We start from the raw sequence: 23,632 nt of genomic DNA, 5'->3' as shown, positions 1-23,632 counted from the left end.
CGGGCCCGCGCGCGCCCGGTGGTGCTGACGGAACGTGACATGACACCCCCCTCGGGTCGTCTCCGGTCCTGCGGGTCCCGCACACCGGGCCCGTCATACGCCCCGATGGTCGCGCGGACCGCTAAAGCCCCGCTTAGGTGCGGGATATCTCGCGATCGGTGCCCGGGGCGGCCGCGAACCCGTGGGCGGTCAGCGGCAGGGGCGGCCCGGCCCGCCCGAGGTGGCGGCCCCGGGCGCGGACAGCGCGCACGGCAGCTCCATGGTCAGCCGGGTCGGGCCGCCGGGCGGGCTGCTCAGCGTGAGCGTGCCGTCGAACGCGGCGAGCCGGCACTGGATGCCCCGCAGCCCGCTGCCCAGCCGGGGGTCCGCACCGCCGTGGCCGTCGTCGGCCACCTCGGCCCGCAACCGCCCGGCGGCGTGCGAGAACTCCACGCTGGCGCGCCGGGCACCCCCGTGCTTCACGGCGTTGGCGAGCGCCTCGCTGACGGCGAAGTAGACGGCCGACTCGACCGGCACCTCGGCCCGGCCGGGGACGTCGGCCCGCACCTCGACCTTCAGCGGGACGTCCAGGGCGAGGGCGCGCACCGCGGCGACGAGTCCCCGCTCGGCGAGGACCGGGGGGTGGATGCCCCGGACCAGGTCGCGCAGTTCCTGGAGGGCCCGGACGACGTTCGCCTGGGTCTCCGACACCAGCTCCTTCGCCGCCTGCGGATCGCGGTCGATCAGCGCCCCGACCGCGCCGAGGCGCAGGCCGACCGCGACCAGCCGGGCCTGGGCGCCGTCGTGCAGGTCGCGTTCGATCCGGCGCAGTTCGGGAGCCCGGGTCTCGCCGAGGTCCGGGCGGCCCCCGACCGGCGGCCCGCCCCGGCCGGTCGGCGCGGCCCGCTCGGTGGGCCCGAGCAGGGAGGTCGGCACAGCCCGCTCGGTGGGCCCGAGCAGGGCGCGGGTCCAGCGGCCGTGCAGGCGCAGCACCCGCTCCGCCAGAGCGAGGCCGGCCGCCGCCAGGGCGAAGCCGAGGAGCGCGGTGTCGGCGCCGTCCAGCGGGAGGAGGGCGGTGTGCAGGGCCGGCTGCGCGAGCCCGGCCAGGCCGCAGCCGACCAGGAGCAGCGGGACAGCGGCGGTCGCGCCGCCGATCAGCGGGTTCAGCAGCACCCAGAGGTAGTCCCGCCAGGTCGCCGGGTCGGTCCAGAGCCAGCGGACGGTGCGGGTGTCCCCGGTGGGCCGGCCGCACCGCTGGTGCTCCCCCGCGGTCGTCCTCCGGAGGGGCGGCGGGCGCTCCGGCTCCGGGCGCGGCAGGTAGGGCGACGGCACGGGCACCCCGGACCACGCCCCGGCCAGCCGCCGGGCGAGGCCGGCCGCCGCCCTGGTGAGTCCGGTGACCGCGGGGAACAGTGGGAAGACCCCGAGGCAGAACCAGAGCACGAAGCCGATCAGGGTCGTGACGAGCAGTCCGAGCGCGGGCGGGACGAGGACGGCCAGCACCGCCAGCCGGCCGAGGGCCGTCGCGTGCCCCCGCGCCCGGGCGACGGCGGGCAGGCCCGTCGGCCGCTCGGCCGCTGGGGACGGCATGCTGCTCACGGCTCCTCCGGCGGTCGGTTCGGTAGCGTCCGCTCGACGCCGTCCACTGCGGTGGTCGCTCCGGGACCTTCGGCTCCGACAGTAGGGCGCACGGGCGGCGGCCAAGAGCCACTCGGCCACCCCTTAGGGGTAGCGGCGGCCTCGACCCCTGTTCGCGGGCCCCGGAACAGGGGTGCCCGTCGCGAAGTCAGGGGTTCGCCACCGCACGGCCGGCGCCCGGTGTCCGGTCCCGCGCCTTCCCGTGGTTCGTGCACCGAGGTCGTTCCGCTCGCCGGTCCGTTCGACCGGTCCGCCGGGAGCACACTCGCCCCTCCCCCGGATTCGGCGATTTCCGATCGTTTTCCCTCCTCCTGCCCATTCCACCGGTCGTCTTGTGCACGGAATCGATTCGGTGGGATATCCCTGGGGCGTCTTGAAATCGAACAGTCAGGAAAGCCGGTGGGGGTAGGCCCACTGCGTACGGGGCATAGCGGGGTGGCCGGGCGGCCGGGCGAACCGTAGGTTTTCCAGTCCGGGCCGACACCGGCACGCGCAGCCAGCATTCGAAAGGACAACCGATGTCCGTGGTGATCGAGGTGCGGAACCTGCACAAGACGTACGGTGACCGGGTCGCGGTCGATGACGTCTCCTTCTCCGTCGAGGAAGGTGAGATCTTCGGGATTCTCGGGCCGGCTGGTGCGGGCAAGACCACGATCCTGGAATGCCTCGAAGGGCTCCGGGACCGGGACGGCGGCCGGATCGAGGTGCTCGGCCGCGATCCCCGGCCGGAACGGACCGGGGTGACGCGCCAGATCGACGCCCGCCTCCAGGACGACCGGGCACCCGACCACCCGCGGATCGCGGAGGCGCTGTCGCTCTTCAGCTCGTTCTACCGCGACCCCGGCGACTGGCAGCGGCTCATGGACGCGCTCGGCTTCACCACCGGGAACGGGACCGAGACCACCGGGAACGGGACCGAGGTGGCCGGTCCGGCGTCCGGGCGTCCGGACCAGCGGCCGGACCAGGTGCTGGCGAGCGCGCTGGAGCAGGTCGGGAACCCGAAGGTGGCGGTCTTCGACGAGCTGACCACCGGGCTGGACCCGCGGTCGCGGCGAGACACCTGGGAGCTGATCGAGGCCGTTCGCGCCAGTGGCGTCACCATCCTGCTGGTCACCGGTTCCTGGGAGGAGGCCGAGCGCCTGTGCGACCGGGTCGCACTGATCGACCGGGGCCGGCTCACCGTCACCGACACGCCGGCCAGGCTGCTGGAGCGCGTCCGGAGCGGGCAGCGGATCCAGTTCCGCCCGTCCGCCCCGTTCGACCACCGCCTGCTGGCGCGGCTGCCCGAGGTCAGCGGCGTCAACCGCCAGGGCGACCACGTCGTGGTGACCGGCACGGACGAGGCCCTGGGGAAGGTCACCTCGCTGCTGGCGCGGCACCAGGTCCTGGCCGAGAACCTCCGCGTCGACCAGGACGCCCTGGAGGCGTTCCTCGGTCTGATCAGCAGGCGCTCCGCCTGAGCCCGCACGGGGGCGCGCGGACCGCGGCGCCCCCGGACACCGTCCGGCCCGGTGCCGCCCTACTCGGCGGCGACGACCTGGGCCCGCCGGTTCAGCTCCTGGGCGAAGTCCTCCCAGATCTGGGAGTTCTGACGGGAGAGCTGGACGATCAGCTCGATGCAGTGCGAGGGCACGGACGCGCAGATGTCCGACATCTCCTTGGCGCCCAGCACGTTCTCCTTGAACATCCGCAGCAGCCGCCGGCCCAGCTCGTTCTGACGCAGCGACGGGTCCCGCATGAGCTTCTCCAGCGTGACGGTCGAGGGCGGACCGACGACGACCGGGGTGCGGTCCGGCTGCTGCTCCCGGGCGGAGCCCGCCGGGGTACCGGCGGGGGTCCGCTGACAGGGCACGGGACCCTCCCCGCGCTCCAGCCTCCGGCGCACGTCGAGCGCCGTCGCGGGCGAGACGCCGGCCGACCGGGCCACCTGGCGCAGCGAGGCCTCGGGGTTCTCCCTGATCAGCTCCGCCACCCGCAGCCGCCCCGTCGCGCCGTTCAGCGGTCGGACCTTGCCGTCGCGCCCCACCCGGAAGTTCGAGGCGGGCACGCAGTCGGAGGAGCGGCGCAGCTCGGCGACCGCCCTGGCGCCCAGTCCGGTCGACTTGGCGACGGCGCGGTCCGACATGGTGGGGTGCGACTTGAGGATCCGCAGCGCGGCCGCGTTGCGATCGGCCTGCGACAGCGGAAGGCCGTGCTCGATGTTCGACTCGACCGCCTTGAGGAACGCCTCCTCGCTGCTGCCGTCGAAGAACCTGACGTCGATCGCGTGGCGCCCCCTGAGGGAGGCCGCCATCAGCCGGTGGATTCCGTCGATCACCCGCATCGTCCGCCGGTCGACCAGAATCGGCGGCAGCGGACTCTCGATCGCCGCCAGCCGCAGGACGTGAATCTTGTCCTCACCCTCCAGACGCGGTGAGTCCCCGGGCAGGATCTGCATGATCGGAACCGAGACGATTTCCGACTCGCCAATCCAGTGCTCATCAATTCTGAGCGGCATGACACTGTGGGCTAGAAGTCCCATACTGCACCCCCATGACAACTCGGTCGAGTCATTTGCAGCGGAAGCGGAAGCTGTCTGTTCCGGCAGGTCGGCAGCCGGAGGAACGTCGCACCGACCCCCAAAAGTCAATAGCGTTCGATCGGATTAACCAGAACCGCACGCTAGCAGCCCCGGACACCGCCCCGGAAGCTTCCGCCTGGGGATATAGGGGTCCCCTCACCGGATGTAAGGGCCCCCCGATTCCCCCCTCCTGCCGGCCTGCTCCGGCCGCGGCCGGCCCCTGCCCGGGGAGGGCCGGAGGTGCTCGACGGGGTGGCAGGGGGTGCTCCACGGCGTGGGCGGAGGTGCTCCACGGGGTGGCCGCGGCGGCCGACCGCCGGCCGCACGGAAAACGCGGCGAAGCTCCGGTCGGGGTGACTCGAAAGTTCACCCTCGGCCGGAGCTCCGCCGCATTCACACCCGCCGCCACCTGGGCGGTTTCTTCGTCTCGTGCCGACAGGCTAGGCCGCCTCGGCGGCCGCCTCCTCGACCGGCGCCTGCGGCACCGCCGGGACGCTGAGGCCCGGGACCGTGAGGTCCGGAACCGTCTTCACCGTCTCCAGGGCCGACTCGATGGCCTCGGCCAGGGAGGGCGCGACCTCGTCGTCGAACTCGATCCTCGTGACCGGGACCTCCGCGTTGGTCGGAAGCGCATCGGTCGAGAAAGTCGCGCCGGCGAAACCCGCGTCCTGCAGGATCGTCGATTCCTCGTCGGAGATCTCCCGACTGAGCACCAGAGAGAACTTGTGTCCCACGTACGTCACCTCTCAATGTCGCCGCGTATTTTGGAACAGTAACCGGGATCATCGGGGCAACGCAACAGGCAGCCACGCTCCCTCGGTCCAAAGGAATACCAGTCGGCCGGCCGCCCGGCCACCGTTCAACTGCCGCCCGCTCGCCAGTTGAGCGGATAACGCGGGGCCGGGCCCGCCGATCTCCTTGCCGCCGTTCCGGCAATTCGCTATGTTCGGATTCAATTGACAATCCGGTATGACGACCTTCTGGAGTGGCATGTCTCGGCCTTCGCCCGGAGATGAACTGTGGTGCCGACGTTTTCACCCTGCCGAAAACGCGACCGCCCGACTCGTATGCCTCCCGCACGCGGGCGGCTCGGCCTCCTTCTACCTTCCGGTCTCGGCGGCACTGAGCCCCGCGGTCGACGTCCTCGCCATCCAGTACCCGGGACGGCAGGACCGGCGGATGGAGCCGGCCATCGACGACCTGGCGGTCCTCGTCGACCGCCTCTACGAGGTGCTCCGGCGCCAGCCGGAACTCCCGCTCACCTTCCTCGGCCACAGCATGGGGGCCGTCATCGGGTTCGAGCTGACCCGTCGGCTGGAGGCCGACGGGCACGCTCCGGTGCGGCTGTTCGCCTCCGGGCGCCGCGCGCCGTCGACGGTCCGGCAGGAGAACACCTTCCGCAGTGACGACGCCATCCTGGCCGAGGTCCGCCGGCTGAGCGGCACCGCGTCGGCCCTGCTCGGGGACGAGGAGATGATGCGGGCCGCGCTGCCCGCCCTCCGGGCCGACTACACGGCGGTCGAGGGCTACCGCTGCGCGCCCGGGATCACGGTGAACAGCCCGATCACCGTGCTGACCGGCGACAACGACCCCAAGACCACCCTGGACGAGGCGAAGGCCTGGGCCGAGCACACGACGGCGGAGCTCGACCTGCGGGTGTTCGAGGGCGGGCACTTCTTCATCAGCGAGCGGAGCAAGGACGTCATGCAGGTCCTCGTCGAGCACTTCCGGGGTGCGGGCGCCCGGACCGCCGGCTGACGGTCCGGCCGCACCACCCGGCGACTCCCGCCCCCCGGGCCTCCATGGTCCTCAGGCCCCGCAACCGCCCGGCACGTCCGGGCGGTTGCGGGGCCTTCGCCGTCCGTCCCGCCGGGCCCTTGGCACCCGCCGCGCTCCGCCGGCTCGCCGACGGTTCGCCGGCCGATCGACGCCGGCCGCCCGCGGACCCCCAACACGCCGGAGCCGTGCACCGACCGGACGGTCCCGGTCGGTGCACGGCTCCGGCGCACGGTTCCGCTCTGCCGTACGCCGTCGACGTGCGGGTCGTTCGGCGTCCCGGTCGCGCTACTCGGCCACGTACGTGCTGTGGGTCCAGACGAAGACCCGCAGCTCGCGGTCGTCGACGAGAGTGGTCTCGGAACTGGCCTCGAAGTGCTCGTAGCGGTTGCCGAGCGGGACCTTCACCTTGGTCGCACCGGTATCCGCCACATGGCGCAGCCGCTCCGCACCGGTGAGCACGGGGGCGCCGGTGAGGAACACGTTGGGTGCACCGTTGTCGTTCATGATCACCCTCACTTCTCTGGGGTTCGGGATTCCTGTTCTTCTCCGGTCTCGGTTCCTCGACGTCCCTCGACGAGGCGCGCGCGGTGGTTCCGCTCTCCCCCGGGGCCGGGTCGGCCCGGCCGGAAGAGGGAAGGGCCGGGTGCTTCGGGGGAGCGCACCCGGCCCTGGCCTTGCGCATGATCGTAACAATCCCAATCGCCCTTGGCCGTGCGGCAGTTGAACAGTCGAACGGCCTGCTCGGGAGGGTTCCGCGGGGAGTGGGTCCAGACCCACCCACCCGTACGGACAGACCCATGTCGGGGCGGGCCGGCGATCCGTAATGTCGTTAGCACAACGACACGAAGGAGCAGGAACCATGGCGAACACCAGCGACATCACGGCCTCGGCGGCGCAGCTCGGCGAGTCCCGCACGCAGGACGCATTCGACACCGTGAAGAAGTGCATCACGCTCTTCGGCGCCGTCGGCGCCATCGTCCTGGGCACGGTCGCCGTCATGGCGTTCACCGGCCACGAGGCCTCGCCGTTCATGTGGATCCGCGGCGCGATCCTCTTCCTGATCACCTTCCTGCTGCACCGGATGACGGCCCGCGCCGCCCAGGGCTCCTACAAGGCCTTCGACCGGGTGCGCACCCTCTCCACGATCATGCCGATCGCGATCATCGTCGTCGACCTGATCCCCGGCCTCTGCCCGGTCTGGTACGCCGTCCTCCAGGGCCTGTCCGCGCTGGCCCTGATCGGCGTCGCCGTCCTCACCCGCGGCTCCGCGCTGAGCGCCGTCTTCCCCACCCCCGACAAGAAGTGACGTGCTGAGGACCTGCTCCGCCCCTCCGATGGCCGGACCCCCCTGGGCATCCGGCCATCCGGCGTCCGGGCCCCCGGTGCACGCGGGACACCCGCGCGCGTGGCGTACCGGCAGCCCCGGTAGGGGACCCGCCCGGCGTACGTTCGCAGGTACCGCCTGAGGAACCGGCGCCCGGCTGACACAATGATCACCCTTGCGAAAGGAACTGGCAGATGCGGATACCGCTCGGAGGCAATCCCCTGCGGTGGGGCGCCGGGATCGGGCTCGGGCTGTACCGGTCCGTCGTGCTGACCGGCCTCACCTGTGTGATGGCCCTGGTCGCCGTGCCCGTCGCGGTGGCCGGCTCCGCCCTCGCCTACTCCTGGTCCGACGGACTGTCCGCCCCGCTGGCCGTCCGCGCGCTGGCCACCCTCGGGGAGACCCTGGTGGTGGTCCTCTGGGTCGCCGTGTCGCTCTGGGTGGTCCACCCGCTGACCAGCCGGGCCCTCGCCAGGGGCGCGCGCCACTGCGCGAAGAAGTGGCTCGACCTGGAGATCCGGGTGGCCTACCGCCCCGTCCCGCCGGTCACCAGGATGGCCACGGGCTTCTGGTGGGACGGTCACGAGTACCACAAGTCCGAGCGGGAGGCCCGCCGGCGGGCCAAGGTGCACGCCCGGTTCCACGACCCGCAGCTGCACTGGGACGGCGTCTGGTCCCTGGTCGCCTCGGTCACCGTGCTCCCGGTCGCGGCCCTGCCGCTGCTCGCGCTCGGCTACGGCGGCTACATGGCGCTGACGCCCGCCCTCACCGGTTACGGCGTCGCCGTGATCGCGGCCGGCCTGGTCGGCGCCCCCTTCGCCTGGCGGATCCTGGGCCCGATGGCCCGGCGGTTCCTCGGGCCGGTCCCGAGCACCCGGCTCGGGCGGCGGGTCGAGGAGCTGGAGGCCATCCGCGCCGACCTGACCCAGACCCAGGCCGCCGAGCTGGAGCGCATCGAACGGGGCCTGCACGACGGCGCCCAGGCCCGGCTGGTGGCCATGGGGATGTCGATGGGCGCCGCCGAGCAGCTGGTGGACACCAACCCCGACGCCGCGAAGGCGATCCTCGCCGAGGCCCGGGCCACCTCCGCCACCGCGCTCGCCGAGCTGCGCTCGCTCGTCCGCGGCATCAACCCGCCCGTCCTCGCCGAACGCGGACTGGTCGACGCCCTGCGGGCCCTGGCCCTGGACTCCTCGGTGAAGGTCAACGTCTTCAGCGAGGTGCCGGCCCGGCCCGAACGCCCCGTCGAGTCGGCCGTCTACTTCTCCGTCGCGGAACTGCTGGCGAACGTCGCGAAGCACTCCCGCGCCGAACGGGTCAAGGTCGAACTGAACTACGCGGCACGGTTGCTGACTGCTACCGTGAGCGACGACGGAATCGGCGGAGCGGCCGCATCCACAGGGTCCGGGCTGAGTGGCATCGAGCGCCGCATGGCGGCGTTCGGCGGACGTCTGGAGATCGACAGCCCGGCCGGTGGACCCACTCGTATCACCGTGGCGGTGCCGTGCGAATTGTCGTAGCCGAAGACCTCTTCCTGCTCCGCGACGGGCTGGTGCGCCTCGTCGAGGCGTACGGCCACACCGTCGTCGCGGCCGTCGACTCGGGGCCGGCCGCGCTCGACGCGCTGGTCACCCACAAACCGGACGCGGCGATCGTGGACGTCCGGCTGCCGCCGACGTTCTCCGACGAAGGACTCCAGGCCGCGCTCTCCGCCCGCCGGGTCGTCCCCGGCCTGCCGGTGCTGATCCTCTCCCAGCACGTGGAGCAGCTGTACGCGCGCGAGCTGCTCGCCGACGGCCACGGCGGCATCGGCTACCAGCTCAAGGACCGTGTCCTGGACGCCAACCAGTTCATGGACGCGGTCCAGCGGGTGGCCGACGGCGGCACCGCGCTCGACCCCACGGTGGTCGCCAAGCTGCTGGGCCGGCCGATGCGGGCCGACCCGCTCGCCACCCTCACCGAACGGGAGCGCTCCGTCCTCGCGCTGATGGCCGAGGGGCTCTCCAACACGGCGATCGCCAACCAGCTGTTCCTCAGCGAGGGCTCCATCAGCAAGTACACGACGGCGATCTTCGCCAAGCTCGGGCTCGCCAACGACGACGACACCAACCGCCGGGTCCGCGCCGTCCTCACCTACCTCGGCGCCGACGGGCAGGGCGAGGACTGAGCACCGGGCAGCCGGACAGCACACAGCAGCGGCCCTGCGGGATGTCCTCCCGCAGGGCCGCTGCCGTGTGCGCGGGACGGTCAGCCGGCCGGCGCCTGCGCCCGTGCCGAGTCCCGGACGGCGGCGGCCAGTTCCCGCGGCGTACGGCGCTCGAACACCTCGGCCAGGCTGACCGACACCCCGCTGATGTTCTGGAACTCCTGCATCGCCAGCGCGGCGAGCATCGAGTTCCCGCCGTTGGCGAAGAAGTCGGTGTCGGCGTCGAGCGCCTCGTCCCGCAGGATGCTCCGCCACAGCCCCGTCAGCTCGGCCGTCAGGTCGTCGACGTCGCGCCGCTCCGGGCGGTCCGGGCCGGACCGGGTGGCGGCCGCGCGCCGGGCTTCGACCATCCGCTGCAGCGCGGGGTAGTCGACCTTCCCGCTGCCGTTGACCGGCAGCGAGTCGACCGTCACGAGGTCCCCCGGCAGCATCGACCGGGACAGCCGGGCGCGGGCGTGCGCCCACACGCTCCCGGTGTCGATCGGCCCGGCGGCCGGCTCCAGGCAGCCGATCAGCACGGCGTCCGCGCTCGGGTCGCCGACCATGACCACCGCGGCGCCGCCGACCTCGGGGTGCGCCAGCAGGGTCGCCTCGATCTCGCCCAGTTCCATGCGGTTGCCCCGGAGCTTGACCTGCCGGTCGCTGCGGCCGAACAGGTCGAGCAGGCCGTCCGCGCGCCAGCAGGCGACGTCGCCCGTCCGGTAGAACCGGCCGAACCCGGGGTGCTCGCCGAAGCGCTGGGCGTTGAGGTCCGGCCGGCCGTGGTACCCGATCGCCACCCCGACGCCCGAGATGCAGAGCTCGCCGCGGACGCCGACCGGCAGCTCGCGGCCGTGGCGGTCGAGCACGTGGACCCGGGTGTTGCGGATGGGCGCGCCGACGTCCAGGCGGCCGGCCGGCGCCTCGGTGACGACGCGTGACGTCGACCAGATGGTCGTCTCGGTCGGCCCGTAGGCGTGGTGCAGCACGCAGCCGGCCGCCACCAGCCGCCGGGCGAGGGACAGCGGCACGGGCTCGCCGCCCACGACGACGCCGCGGCCGCGCAGGCAGTCCGCCACCCGGTCGATCACCAGCCGCCAGGTGGTCGGCGTCGCCTGGACGAACCGTGCCCCGTACCGCTCGATCAGCTCCCGCAGGACCCGGCCGTCGCTCCTGGCCCGGTCGGGGGCGGCCACCAGCCGGCCGCCGGAGCTCAGCGACACGAACAGTTCGAGACCGGAGATGTCGAACGCGAAGGTGGTCGTCCACAGCGTCGTGTCCCCGGCCGCCGCGCCGAACTGCTCGGCGAAGTGCGCGACCACGTTGGCCAGCGCCGCGTGGTCGACCAGCGTGCCCTTGGGCAGGCCGGTCGAGCCCGAGGTGTACATCAGGTACGCGCAGGCCGCCGGATCCACCGCCGCGGGCCGGGCCTCGGCCGGCACCCGGTCCGGCGCGTCCTCGACGGCCGGCGCGGTCAGCACCACCGGGCCGGTCCCGACCGCCTGCTCGGGGCCACCGGTCCCGCCCGTGGCCCCGGCCGGGCCCGCGACCAGCACCTTCGCGCCGGAGTCGGAGAGCTGGTGGCGGATCCGCTCCTCGGGGTGGGCCGTGTCGACCGGCAGGTACGCCGCACCCGCGAGCCACGCCCCCAGGACGGACGCGACCAGTTCGGGCCCGCGCGGAAGGGCCGTCGCCACCACGTCGCCGGCCCGGACCCCGGCGCCCCGGAGGAGGGCGCCCATCGCGTGCGCCGCGCTCCACAGCTGCCGGTACCGCACCGAACGGTCGCCCTCGACGACGGCGACCGCGTCGGGCGAGCGCAGGACCTGGGCGTGGACGGCTTCCAGGACGGAGCCGGGCCGCACGGGCCGGGCGGTGTCGTTCGCCGCGCCGATGATCGCGTGGTCCCGGTCGCTCCAGCACCGCACGTCGCCGACCGCGCGGTCCGGGTCCTCGGCGAAGGAGGCCAGCACCGCCTCGAAGCGGCCCAACAGCAGCTCGGCATGGGCCCGTTCGAAGAGCTCCGTCCGGTACACGGCCCGCAGCGAGACGGCGTCCGCCGTCGAGGTGGCGCAGAGCTGGAGGTCGAACTTGCCGAAGCCGCTCCCGACGGCGAACGGCCTGACCGGCAGCCCGTCCAGGGCCGGCGCGGCGGCGCCGCTCGCCGTCCGGTGGTCGAACACGTGCCGGAAGGGCAGCGACCACCGGCCGGTCCGCGCCGCGGGCATGAGGTCCGCCCGGGCGTCCACGGCCACGTCGGCGTGCGCCGCGCTCGTGCGCAGCCGCTCGCCGCTGCGGCGCACCAGCGCGCGGACGCTCTCCGCGCGGTCCAGCCGCAGCCGCAGCGGCACATGGGTCACGTGGTACCCGATCGTGCGGGCGGCGTGCGGCGGCCGGAGATCGACCGGGCACCCGACCAGCAGGTCGGGCCCGGCGCCGGACGCCTCCAGCAGCACGTAGTAGGCGGCCAGCAGAACGGCGGACTCCGGGACGCCGAGGTCCTCGGCGAGGCGGCGGACCCCGGCCACCGTACCGGGCGGCAGGGTGCGGTCGAGCTGCGCCGCCGCCAGCGTCGGGCGGTCCGGCTCGGGCTCGGTGCAGGCCAGCTCCATGGTGCCGGTGCTCGCGCCCGCCAGCTCCGCGCGCCAGTGGGCGAGGCTCTCCGGGGTCGGATCCGGCTCGGTCCAGCCGGGCACGGGCGCGGGCGCTGCGTTCCTCTCGGTGTCGGCGGCGGCGTCGGCGTTCTCGTAGGCCGATGCCAGGTCCGCCAGGAACACCGGGACGGACACCTCGTCGAAGACCAGCTGGTGCGCCGTGACGCAGAGGACGTCCGACGCCGGCGAGCGGAGGAGCACCGCCCGCAGCATCGGCCCCCCGTCCAGCCGGAACGGCACGGCGGCCACCGATGCCAGGTCGGCCTCGCCGGGTTCGCCCGCCAGCACGACCTGGACGAGCTCCAGCCGGAAGTCGGCCGCGGCGACCACCCGCTTGGTCAGCCGGGTGCCGTCGGCGCGGTAGACGGTGCGCAGGGCCGCGTGGCCCCGCAGCACGACGGCCAGCGCCGCGTCCAGCCGCAACGGGTCCAGCCGGCCCGCGACGGCGAACGCCGCGGACACGTTGTTCACGGGCGTGCCCGGCACCAGCGACTCCAGCAGCCACAGCGCCTCTTCCCTGGGGGAGACTCCCGCGTCGTCAGCCGGATCCGCAGGCGTACGCCCTTCCGCGGAAATCATCACGTCACTCCTCTACCCGTTACCAGTCCGTTGGGTCCGCCGGCGTTCCCGCTGCTGCCCGACCGCTCAGATCCCCAGCTCTTTGTCGATCAGGTCGAAGATCTCGTCGTCCGTCGCCCCGATGATGTCCTCGTCGGAGGGCGCGCCGTTCGCGTCCGCACCGCGGAACTCCTCCAGGAGCAGTTCGAGACGGCTCGTGATCTTCGCGTTCTGGCCGCCGCCCCGCCGGGCGATCGCGGTCAGCAGGGACTTGAGCCGGTCGAGCTCGCCCAGCACCGGCTCGTAGTCGATCTCCTGCTCGGCGACCCGGTCCCGGAGGTACCGGGCCAGCTCCGCGGGGGTGGGGTAGTCGAAGACCACCGCCGCGGGCAGCCGCAGCCCGAGGGCGCCGCTGATCCGGTTGCGGAACTCCAGCGCCGTCAGCGAGTCGAAGCCGAGCTGACGGAAGTACCGGCCGGCCTCGATGGATTCGGAGCCCGGCCGGTTGAGCACCAGGGCCGCCTGGGTCAGCACCAGGTTCAGGACCGCGCCCTCCAGCTGCTCCGGCGGGAGGGCGACCAGCTGGTTCAGGAGGCTCCTCCCGCCCTCCGGACCGGCCCCGCGCCCCACCGAGCGCCGACCGGGGCGGACGAGCCCGGTCACCAGCGCCGGCACGACGCTCCCGGGGCGACGCATCGCGGGCAGGTCCAGCCGGGCCGCGACCAGCAGGGGGTCGACGGCGTGCGCGGCCGCGTCGAGCAGCGCGAGCCCTTCGGAGGCGGACAGCGGCTTCAGGCCCTGCCGGGCCATCCGACGGCGGTCGGCCTCGGTGAGCTCACCGGCCATGCCCTGCTCCCAGGGGCCCCACGCCAGCGACACACCGGGCAGGCCCTCGTGCCGCCGGTGGGCGGCCAGCGCGTCCAGGAAGGTGTTGCCGGCCGCGTAGTTGGCCTGCCCCGGGGTGCCCCAGACACCGGCCACCGAGGAGAAGAGGGTGAAGGTGTCCAGGTCCAGGTGGCGGGTCAGCTCGTGCAGGTGCCAGGCTGCGTCGGTCTTCGGCCGCATGACCCGCTCGACGCGGTCGTCGGTGAGCGAGCCGACGACACCGTCGTCGAGAACGCCCGCCGTGTGGACGACCCCGGTGAGCGGCTCGCCGTTCAGTACGCCCGCCAATTGCGCGCGGTCGGCGGCGTCGCACGCCACCACCCGCACGCTCGTCCCGGCACCGGCCAACTCGGCCGCCAGCGCGGACAGCTGGGCGGCGGCCGGGCCGCGACGGGAGGCCAGCAGGAGCCGTCCGGCCTGTCCGCTCGCCGCCAGGTGCCGGGCGACCAGACCGCCCAGCGCACCGGAGGCGCCGGTCACGAGGACGGTGCGCGGGCGGTCGGTGGCGTGGAGCCGGTGCCGGTCGTCCCGGCCGTTCTGGTTGTTCCGATTGTTCCTGTCGTTCTGGTTGTTCCGGTCGTTCCGGTCGTTCCGGTCGTTCCGGTTGGAGGCCTGCTCGCCCGGCTCCTGCCGGTCCTGATCGGCCGCACGCGTCAGGCGCGGCACTCGCACGGTGCTGTCCCGCACCGCGAACCCGGGCTCCCCCAGCGCCGTTCCGGCCACGACGAGCGGCCCGGAGCCCGCCAGCTCCGCCACGTCCGCCGACACGATCCGCTCCGGATGCTCACCGGCCGCCGCCCGCACCAGTCCGACCACGCCCGCGCTGTCCAGTCGCACGCTCGCGCCGCAGCCGGCATCCACACCGCGCTCGGTCACCACGACCAGCCGCGTCCCGTCGAGCGAGCCCGCCGCCAGCCAGTCCCGGAGCACCGCCAGCACACGCAGCACGGCGGCCCGCGCCGCGGCCGGGACGTCGTCCGCGCCTTCGCCGGTGGTTGTTCCGAAGGGTGCTGTTCCGGGAACGCCGCAGACCAGCACGACGTCCGGGACCGCAGCCCCCGCCTCCACCTCGGCGACCAGATCCGCCACGTCCGCGTACGCCGCGGCGCCGGGCACGGCCAGGCCACCGTCGTCGCCCAGCACCGCCCACACCCGACCCGGCTCGCCGGCCGTCTCCGGCGCGGCGACCGGCACCCAGTCCACCCGGAAGAGTCCGTCACCGACCGCCCCCGCGGCCCGGTCCAGCAAGCCGGCGGCCGGCGCTCCGAGCACCACCGAGCCGACCGAGACGATCGGCTGTCCGGACTGGTCGGCCAGGGCCACCGAGACGCCCTCACCCGAGGCCGACGGCGCCACCCGTACGCGCGCCGCCGGGGCGCCCGAGGCATGGACCGTCACGTCGGCCCACCCGAGGGGCAGCAGCGGGCCCTCCTCGGCGGCCTGTTCCAGGCCGATGAGGTGCAGCGCGGCGTCCAGCAGGGCGGGGTGCACCCCGAACCCGGCCACCTCGGTCCCCTCGGCCGACGCCACCTCGGCGAACACCTCGTCGCCGCGCCGCCACGCGGCCCGGACCGCCGGCCGGTAGCCGAGCCCGGCCGCCGCCAGCCGTGCGTACATCGCGTCCACGTCGGCCGCCTCGGCACCCACCGGCGGCCACTGCACGCTCCACGCCGCCGTGTCCGCTCCGGAGTGGCCGGCCGGCTCGCCGGGCTCGTCCGGGGCCAGGGTGCCGGACGCGTGCCGCACCCACTCCCCGTCGTCCGCCCGCGCGAACAGCGCGACCTCCCGCCGCCCGGCGGGACCGCTCTCCCCGACGGTCACCTGGACGCGCACGCCGCCGCGCTCCGGCAGCACGACCGGCATCTCGACGGTCAGTTCCTCGACCCGTCCGCAGCCGACCTCGTCGCCCGCGCGCACGGCCATCTCGACCAGCGCCGCCGTGGGGACCATGACCCGGTCCCTGAGGAGCGACTGGGCCAGCCACGGTTGCGCGGCCAGTGACAGCTGCCCGGTCAGGACGACGCCGCCGGTGCCGGGCAGGGTGACGGCCGCGCCGAGCAACGGGTGTCCGGGGTTCTCCAGACCGAGGTCCTCGGCGCGGCTGCCCGCCGTCGCGGTCAGCCAGTAGCGCTGACGCTGGAAGGCGTAGGTGGGCAGGTCGACCTGCTGGGCGCCGGTGTCCGCGTAGACCTGCTCCCAGGCGACCGGCACGCCCCGCACGAAGAGCTTCGCGAGGGCGGTGAACAGGGCGCGGGGTTCGTCGCGGCCCCGGCGCAGAAGGGGGAGCCAGACCTCGGGCTCGCCCTGGTCGTCCGTGCGGGTCTGCGGGCCCATGCCGGACAGCACACCGTCGGGCCCGATCTCCACGAACGTCCGCACACCGGCCGCGCGAAGGGACTGCGCGGCGTCGTGGAAGCGGACCGCCTCGCGGACATGCTTCACCCAGTAGGCCGGGTCCGTGACCTCGTCCGTCACCGGGAGACCGGTCAGGGCGGAGACCATCGTCAGCTTGGGCGTGCGGTAGCTGACGGCGGCGACGACACGGGTGAACTCCTCCAGCATCGGCTCCATCAGCGGGGAATGGAACGCGTGGGAAACCTGGAGACGCTTCGTGCGCGCGCCGGATGCGGTCAACTGTTCGGCGGCCTGCAGCACTTCGTCCTCGACGCCCGAGATCACCACGGCCTTGGGGCCGTTCACCGCGGCGATACCGACACCGGTACGACCCACGATCGCTTCGAGAACCTGCCCCTCCGTGGCCTCGACGGCCACCATCGCACCACCGGACGGCAGTTGCTGCATCAGCCGACCGCGTGCGGCCACTACAGCGCAGGCGTCCTCCAGCGACCACACCCCGGCCACATGCGCCGCGGCCAGCTCACCGATCGAATGACCGGCCACCACCTGCGGACTCACACCCCAGGACTCCAGCAGGCGGTGAAGCGCCACCTCAACGGCGAACAAAGCGGGCTGCGCCCACCCCGTCTCATCGATCGGGCCCTCACCCCGAATCACACCCGCCAGGGAACCGTCCAAGTGCTCAGCCAGACCCGCACACACCGCGTCGAACGCGTCGGCGAACACCGGGAACGCGGCATACAAGCCCTGCCCCATACCGACGCGCTGCGCACCCTGGCCGGTGAACACGAACCCGACCTTGCCCGCACCGCCCACGGCTCCGGTCACCACACCGGGGACCTCACGGCCCTCGGCCAACGCGGCAAGACCGGCCAGCAGCTCTTCGCGGTCCGCACCGAGGACCACCGCCCGCTGCTCCAGCGCCGCCCGCGACACCGCCAACGACCAACCAGCGTCCAGAAGATCAGCGTCAGACTGCTGTACGAAGTCCGCGAGCCGCTCCGCCTGACCGGCAAGCGCTTCCGCCGACCGCCCCGACACCACCCACGGCACCACCGGGAGCGTCCGGTGGTCCGCCCGGGGGCGCGGAATGTCCTGCTCGGGAGCCTGCTCGATGATCACATGCGCGTTGGTCCCGGAGAACCCGAACGACGACACGCCCGCCCGACGCGGCCGCTCACCCGTCTCCGGCCACGGCTGCGCCTCGGTGACCAGCCGGACCGCGCCCGCCGCCCAGTCCACGTGCGAGGACGGCTCGTCCACGTGCAGCGTCGCCGGAACGCTCCCGTGCTGCATCGCGGCGACCATCTTGATGACACCCGCCACACCGGCGGCCGCCTGGGCGTGCCCGATGTTCGACTTCACCGAGCCCAGGAGCAGCGGCCGGTCCTGCGGCCGGTCCTGGCCGTAGGTCGCCAGCAGCGCCTGCGCCTCGATCGGGTCGCCCAGCCTGGTCCCGGTGCCGTGGCCCTCGACCACGTCCACCTCGGCCGCCGACAGACCGGCGTTGGCCAGGGCCGCCCGGATCACTCGCTGCTGCGACGGCCCGTTCGGCGCCGTCAGACCGTTGGACGCACCGTCCTGGTTGACCGCCGAACCCCGCACGACCGCGAGCACCTTGTGACCGTTGCGGCGCGCGTCCGACAGCCGCTCCACCACCAGGACGCCGACGCCCTCGCCCCAGCCCGTGCCGTCCGCGGACTCCGCGAACGCCTTGCACCGGCCATCGGCCGCAAGACCGCGCTGCCGCGAGAAGTCGATGAACGTACCCGGTGTCGACATCACCGTCACACCACCCGCCAGCGCGAGCGAACTCTCCCCCGAGCGCAGCGACTGGCAGGCCAGGTGCAGCGCCACCAGCGACGACGAACACGCCGTGTCCACCGTCACCGCCGGACCTTCCAGCCCCAGCGCATACGCCACCCGCCCCGAGGCCACCGAACCCGTGCCACCCGTCCCCAGATACCCCTCGACCTCCTCCGGCACGAAGTGCGACGGCAGGTAGTCGTGATAGAAGAGCCCCGAGAACACCCCCGTCGCACTGCCCCGCAGCCCCGTCGGGTCGATCCCCGCGTCCTCCAACGCCTCCCACGACGCCTCCAGCAACAACCGCTGCTGCGGATCCATCGCCACCGCCTCACGCGGACTGATCCCGAAGAACTCCGCGTCGAACTCCCCCGCGTCGTAGAGGAACCCGCCCTCCCGCGAAACGCTCCGGCCTGCGGCCGCCGGATCGGGGTCATAAACGTCCGTCGCCCAGCCCCGGTCGGTGGGGAACTCCCCGATGGCGTCCCCACCCGAGGCGAGCAACTCCCAGAAGTCGCCCGGGGACGACACGCCGCCCGGGAACCGGCACGCCATCCCGACGATCACCAGCGGGTCGTCCTCGACCCGTGCGCGCCCGGAGGCCGGGAGCGCGGCACCCGTCGAGACGGGGTCGTTGCCACCGACCAGCTCACCCAGCAGGAAGCCGGCCAGGGCCGCCGGGGTCGGATAGTCGAAGACCGCCGTGGCCGGCAGCCGCAGACCGGTGGCGCTGTTCAGCCGGTTACGCAGTTCGACGGCGGTGAGCGAGTCGAAACCGACGTCCCGGAAGGAACGTTCGGCGTCCAGACTGCCCGGACCGGCCATCCCCAGCACCAGAGCGGCCTGCGACAGCACCAGCTCCCGCACCACCTCCCGCTGCTCGTCCGGCCCCAGCCCTGCCAGCCGCGCGGCCAGGGCGCTCCGACCGTCGGCGCTCGGCAGTCCGGCCGTGCGGCGGGTGCGCGAGCCTGCGCGTGTCGCACGGACGAGGCCGGACAGCAGCGGCGGGACCTCGCCGGATCCCCTCAGGGCAGCCAGGTTCAACTCCGCTGCCACGAAGAGCGCTTCGGGCCGGCCGACGGCCGCCTCCAGGACGGCGAGCCCGCGTGCGTCGGAGAATGGCCGCAGACCCTGCCGGCCCATCCGGCGGCGGTCCGCCTCCGAGAGCTCACCCGCCATGCCGTTCTCCCACGGACCCCACGCCAACGACACCCCCGGCAGGCCCTCGTGCCGCCGGTGAGCGGCCAGCGCGTCCAAGAACGTGTTCCCCGCCGCGTAGTTCGCCTGACCCGCGTTACCGATCACACCCGCGATCGAGGAGAACAGGACGAACATGTCCAGGTCCAGGTGACGGGTCAGCTCATGCAGATACCACGCCGCGTCGACCTTCGGCCGCATCACCGCCGCCAACCGCTCCGGGGTCAGCGAGGCGACGAGCCCGTCATCCAGAACACCCGCCGCGTGGACGACACCGTTCAGCGCCAAGCCCTCCAGCGCGTCCGCGAGTTCCTCGCGATCGGCCACGTCACAGGCCGCGACCGTGACCTCGACACCCAGCCCCTTCAGATCGGCCACCAGCTCCGGCATCCCGGCGGCCTCGATACCCCGACGCGACAGCAGGACCAGGTGCTCGACCCGCCCGCTCTCCGCGAGATGCCGCGCCACCAGACCACCCAGCGCACCCGACGCGCCCGTGATCAGCACCGTGCCCGGACGGCCCCCGGCAACGGCGGCAGGCGTCGACGGCACCCGCACCAACCTGGGTACACGCACCTGGCCCGCCCGCACCGCGAACTGCGCCTCACCCGACGCCACACCCACGCGCAACCACTCTGCGGACATCTCGTCCACATCGGCCAGAACGATCCGGCCCGGGTTCTCCGCCTGCGCCACCCGGACCAGACCCCACACCGGAGCCGCCACGACCTCCATCGGCGCCTCCGGACCGGCGTCGACGGCCCGCTCGGTCACCACCAGCAGACGGGACCCGGACAAGGACTCCGCCGCCAACCACTCCTGCACCAGACCCAGCACACCGGCAGCCGTGGACCGAGCCCCGGCCGGGACATCACCCGGCTCCGGCACGACCCGCACCACCACCACCTCAGGGGCCGGCTCCGCCGACGCCACCAGCGCCGCCAGATCCGGGAACGACTCCGCACCCGCCAGCTCCGCCGTCCCGAGGACAGCCCACCGACCACCCTCCGTCGCGACACCGTCCAGAGCAGCCGGAGCCCACTCCACACCGAACATCGACTCATTCGCCGCCCCGGTGCCACCCGCCAGGTCCTCGGCCGAGGCCGCCCTCAGCACCAACGAACCGACCGACGCCACCAGCTCGCCCGCAGCATCGACCAACGTGATCGACACGCCCTCGCCCGAGGCAGCCGGTGCCACACGCACCCGGGCCGCCACCGCACCCGATGCGTGCACCTCGACGTCACTCCACGCGAACGGCAGCGTCAGGCCGTCCCCGTCGTCGCTCAGGCCCGCCACGTGCAGCGCGCTGTCCAGCAGGGCCGGGTGCAGCCCGAATCCGGACACGCCGACACCGTCCGGCAGCGCGACCTCGGCGAACAGCTCCTCGCCACGCCGCCAGGCTGCCTGCATACCCTGGAACACCGGACCGTAGGCGAGGCCACTGGCGGCCAGGCGCGGGTAGAACCCGTCCAGGTCTACGGTCTCGGCGCCCGCCGGCGGCCACTCGCCCGGCAGCGCAGTGTCGGCACTCGGCGCGACCGGTGCCAGCGCGCCCGTCGCGTGCCGGGTCCACTCCTCCGCGAAGGCCGCCTCCTCGGACTGGGCATACACCGCGACCGCACGGCGGCCGGACTCGTCCGCCTCGTCCACCGTCACCTGCACCCGGACCGCGCCCTGCGGCGGGAGCACCAGCGGCGCCTCGATCAGCAGTTCCTCGACCCGGCTGTACTCGGCTTCGTCGCCCGCGCGCACGGCCATCTCGACCAGCGCCGCCCCTGGGACGACGACCTGCCCGGCCACCACGTGGTCGGCCAGCCAGGGCTGTGCAGCCAGTGACAGGCGCCCGGTCAGCACCAGACCCCCGCTGGCCGGCAGGGTCACCGCCGCACCCAGCAGCGGATGACGCGCCGGTGACTGACCCAGCCCGGCCGCGTCCACCACGCCGGAACCGGTCGGCAGCCAGTAGCGCCGGCGCTGGAAGGCGTAGGTGGGCAGGTCGACCTGCTGGGCACCGGTGTCCGCGTAGACCTGCTCCCAGGCGACCGGCACACCGCGCACGAAGAGCTTCGCGAGGGCGGTGAACAGGGCGCGGGGTTCGTCACGGCCCCGGCGCAGGAGGGGGAGCCAGACCTCGGGCTCGCCTTGGTCGTCCGTGCGGGTCTGCGGGCCCATGCCGGACAGCACACCGTCGGGCCCGATCTCCACGAACGTCCGCACACCGGCGGCGCGAAGGGACTGCGCGGCGTCGTGGAAGCGGACCGCCTCGCGGACATGCTTCACCCAGTAAGCGGGGTCCGTGACCTCATCCGTCACCAGGAGACCGGTCAGGGCGGAGACCATCGCCAGCTTGGGCACGCGGTAGCTGACGGCGGCGACGACGCGGGCGAACTCCTCCAGCATCGGCTCCATCAGCGGCGAGTGGAACGCGTGGGAAACCTGCAGACGCTTCGTCCGAGCGCCGGACGCGGCCAACTGCGCGGCGGCCTGAAGCACTTCGTCCTCGACGCCCGAGATCACCACGGCCTTGGGGCCGTTCACCGCGGCGATACCGACACCGGTACGACCCGCGATCGCTTCGAGAACCTGCTCCTCCGTGGCCTCGACAGCCACCATCGCACCACCGGACGGCAGTTGCTGCATCAGCCGGCCACGCGCGGCAACCACCGCACAGGCGTCCTCCAGCGACCACACACCCGCCACATGCGCCGCCGCCAGCTCACCGATCGAATGACCGGCCACCACCTGCGGACTCACACCCCACGACTCCAGCAGACGAAACAGCGCCACCTCGACCGCGAACAGCGCGGGCTGCGCCCACCCCGTCTCGTCGATCGGGCCCTCACCCCGGATCACACCCGCCAGCGAACCGTCCAAGTGCTCGGCCAGCCCCGCACAGACCGCGTCGAACGCGTCGGCGAACACCGGGAACGCGGCATACAAGCCCTGCCCCATACCGACGCGCTGCGCACCCTGGCCGGTGAACACGAACCCGACCTTGCCCGCACCGCCCACGGACCCGGTCACCACACCCGGAACCTCACGGCCCTCGGCCAGCGCCGCAAGACCAGCCAGCAACTCCTCGCGGTCCGAGCCCAGCACCACCGCCCGCTGCTCCAACGCCGCCCGCGACACCACCAACGACCAACCCACGTCCAGGACATCCGCATCGGAGCGCTCAACGAACGCCGCCAACCGCTCCGCCTGCCCGGCAAGACCCTCCGCCGACCGCCCCGAGAGGGACCACGGCACCACCGGCAGCGTCCAGCCCTCGCCCCTCGGCGCGACAGCCTCCTCGGCCGGCGCCTGCTCGACGATCACGTGTGCGTTGGTCCCGGAGAACCCGAACGACGACACACCCGCCCGACGCGGCCGCTCACCCGTCTCCGGCCACGGCTGCGCCTCGGTGACCAGTCGGACCGCGCCCGACTCCCAGTCGATCCGCGAGGACGGCTCGTCCGCGTGCAGCGTCGCCGGCACCACACCGTGCTGCATCGCGGCAACCATCTTGATGACACCCGCCACACCGGCGGCCGCCTGGGCGTGCCCGATGTTCGACTTCACCGAGCCCAGCAGCAGCGGCCGGTCGGCCGGCCGCTCCTGGCCGTAGGTCGCCAGCAACGCCTGCGCCTCGATCGGGTCACCCAACCGCGTGCCGGTGCCGTGGCCCTCGACAACATCCACGCCGTCGGCGCCGACTCCGGCGCTGGCCAGCGCGGCCCGGATCACCCGCTGCTGGGACGGGCCGTTCGGCGCCGTCAGACCGTTGGACGCGCCGTCCTGGTTGACCGCCGTACCGGTCACCACCGCGAGCACCTTGTGACCGTTGCGGCGTGCGTCCGAAAGCCGTTCGACCACCAGGACGCCGACGCCCTCGCCCCAGCCGGTGCCGTCGGCGGACTCCGCGTAGGCCTTGCAGCGCCCGTCAGCGGCCAGGCCGCGCTGCCGCGAGAAGTCGATGAACGTGCCGGGCGTCGACATCACCGTCACACCGCCCGCCAGCGCGAGCGAACTCTCCCCCGAGCGCAGCGACTGGCAGGCCAGGTGCAGCGCCACCAGCGACGAGGAGCACGCCGTGTCCACCGTCACCGCCGGGCCCTCCAGCCCGAGCGCATACGCCACCCGCCCGGAGACGACCGACCCCATGCCTCCGGTGCCGAGATAGCCCTCGGCCTCCTCCGGTACGGGGTAGAACGGCAGGTAGTCGTGGTAGAAGAGGCCGGCGAACACGCCCGTCGCGCTGCCCCGCAGCCCCGTCGGGTCGATCCCGGCACCCTCCAGCGCGTGCCAGGACGTCTCCAGCAGCAAGCGCTGCTGCGGATCCATCACGACCGCCTCACGCGGACTGATCCCGAAGAACTCCGCGTCGAACTCGGCAGCTTCGTAGAGGAATCCACCCTCGCCGGAGACGCTCTTGCCCACCGCGTCCGGATCCGGATCAACCAGGTTCCCCGGCCAGCCGCGGTCCGTCGGGAAGTGGCCGATCGCGTCCCCGCCCGAGGCCAGCAGCTGCCAGAACTCCTCCGGTGACGACACCCCGCCCGGGAACCGGCAGGCCATACCGACGATGGCCACGGGTTCCTGTTGCCGGCCCTCCACCTCGCGCAGGCGCTCCCGGGTCTGCGCCAGGTCGGTGGTGACCCGCTTGAGGTAGTCACGGAGCTTCTCTTCGTTCGCCATCCGATGGACGCCTTCCTCATTTCGCACGG

At 73.4% G+C, this 23,632-nt stretch carries 11 protein-coding genes; 5 read left to right on the top strand and 6 right to left on the bottom strand.

Features of this window, described 5'->3' with window-relative positions; genetic code table 11:
- Positions 1–189 precede the first annotated feature (189 nt).
- On the bottom strand, positions 190–1,569 hold the full coding sequence (locus tag ACIF6L_RS24960; RefSeq protein ID WP_396491432.1) for a sensor histidine kinase: 1,380 nt from the start codon (positions 1,567–1,569) through the stop codon (positions 190–192).
- A gap of 566 nt (positions 1,570–2,135) precedes the next feature.
- Between ACIF6L_RS24960 and ACIF6L_RS24955 the strand changes: the two genes are divergently transcribed.
- Complete coding sequence (locus tag ACIF6L_RS24955) at positions 2,136–3,077, top strand: ABC transporter ATP-binding protein (RefSeq protein WP_396491433.1); 942 nt, start codon at positions 2,136–2,138, stop codon at positions 3,075–3,077.
- 59 nt (positions 3,078–3,136) lie between these two features.
- Here the strand turns inward: ACIF6L_RS24955 and ACIF6L_RS24950 are convergent, their stop codons facing one another.
- Positions 3,137–4,054: a transcriptional regulator gene (locus tag ACIF6L_RS24950; protein WP_396491434.1), complete on the bottom strand. Its 918-nt coding sequence runs from the start codon at positions 4,052–4,054 to the stop codon at positions 3,137–3,139.
- 563 nt (positions 4,055–4,617) lie between these two features.
- Positions 4,618–4,911 carry a hypothetical protein gene (locus ACIF6L_RS24945; protein WP_329490260.1) on the bottom strand — a complete coding sequence of 98 codons (294 nt, stop codon included), beginning with the start codon at positions 4,909–4,911 and terminating at the stop codon, positions 4,618–4,620.
- 235 nt (positions 4,912–5,146) lie between these two features.
- Here ACIF6L_RS24945 and ACIF6L_RS24940 point away from each other — a divergent pair, with 235 nt between their 5' ends.
- The gene (locus tag ACIF6L_RS24940; protein WP_329490259.1) at positions 5,147–5,935 is read left to right on the top strand and encodes an alpha/beta fold hydrolase; all 789 of its coding nucleotides are present in this window, start codon (positions 5,147–5,149) and stop codon (positions 5,933–5,935) included.
- A gap of 306 nt (positions 5,936–6,241) precedes the next feature.
- On the opposite strand, the gene ACIF6L_RS24935 is transcribed toward ACIF6L_RS24940, so the two are convergent.
- Entirely contained in the window at positions 6,242–6,460 is a 219-nt protein-coding gene (locus ACIF6L_RS24935) for a DUF5988 family protein (RefSeq protein WP_329490258.1), read from the bottom strand.
- A gap of 355 nt (positions 6,461–6,815) precedes the next feature.
- Here ACIF6L_RS24935 and ACIF6L_RS24930 point away from each other — a divergent pair, with 355 nt between their 5' ends.
- From ACIF6L_RS24930 to ACIF6L_RS24920, 3 genes are all read left to right on the top strand, one after another.
- Complete coding sequence (locus tag ACIF6L_RS24930; RefSeq protein ID WP_396491435.1) at positions 6,816–7,262, top strand: hypothetical protein; 447 nt, start codon at positions 6,816–6,818, stop codon at positions 7,260–7,262.
- A gap of 212 nt (positions 7,263–7,474) precedes the next feature.
- The gene (locus ACIF6L_RS24925) at positions 7,475–8,800 is read left to right on the top strand and encodes a sensor histidine kinase (protein WP_396491436.1); all 1,326 of its coding nucleotides are present in this window, start codon (positions 7,475–7,477) and stop codon (positions 8,798–8,800) included.
- A complete protein-coding gene (locus ACIF6L_RS24920) occupies positions 8,785–9,447 on the top strand; it encodes a response regulator transcription factor (protein ID WP_329490255.1) in 663 nt (220 codons plus the stop codon). Before ACIF6L_RS24925 ends, ACIF6L_RS24920 begins: the two co-directional genes overlap by 16 nt.
- A gap of 80 nt (positions 9,448–9,527) precedes the next feature.
- Here the strand turns inward: ACIF6L_RS24920 and ACIF6L_RS24915 are convergent, their stop codons facing one another.
- On the bottom strand, positions 9,528–12,698 hold the full coding sequence (locus ACIF6L_RS24915) for an amino acid adenylation domain-containing protein (protein WP_396491437.1): 3,171 nt from the start codon (positions 12,696–12,698) through the stop codon (positions 9,528–9,530).
- Between the two features lie 66 nt (positions 12,699–12,764).
- A complete protein-coding gene (locus ACIF6L_RS24910) occupies positions 12,765–23,603 on the bottom strand; it encodes a type I polyketide synthase (protein ID WP_396492583.1) in 10,839 nt (3,612 codons plus the stop codon).
- Positions 23,604–23,632: the final 29 nt, after the last annotated feature.

This window comes from Kitasatospora sp. NPDC086009 (assembly GCF_044540385.1).
GTDB lineage: Bacteria > Actinomycetota > Actinomycetes > Streptomycetales > Streptomycetaceae > Kitasatospora.
Note: the sequence above shows the minus strand (reverse complement) of the source record. Positions and strands in the feature narration are given on the sequence as shown.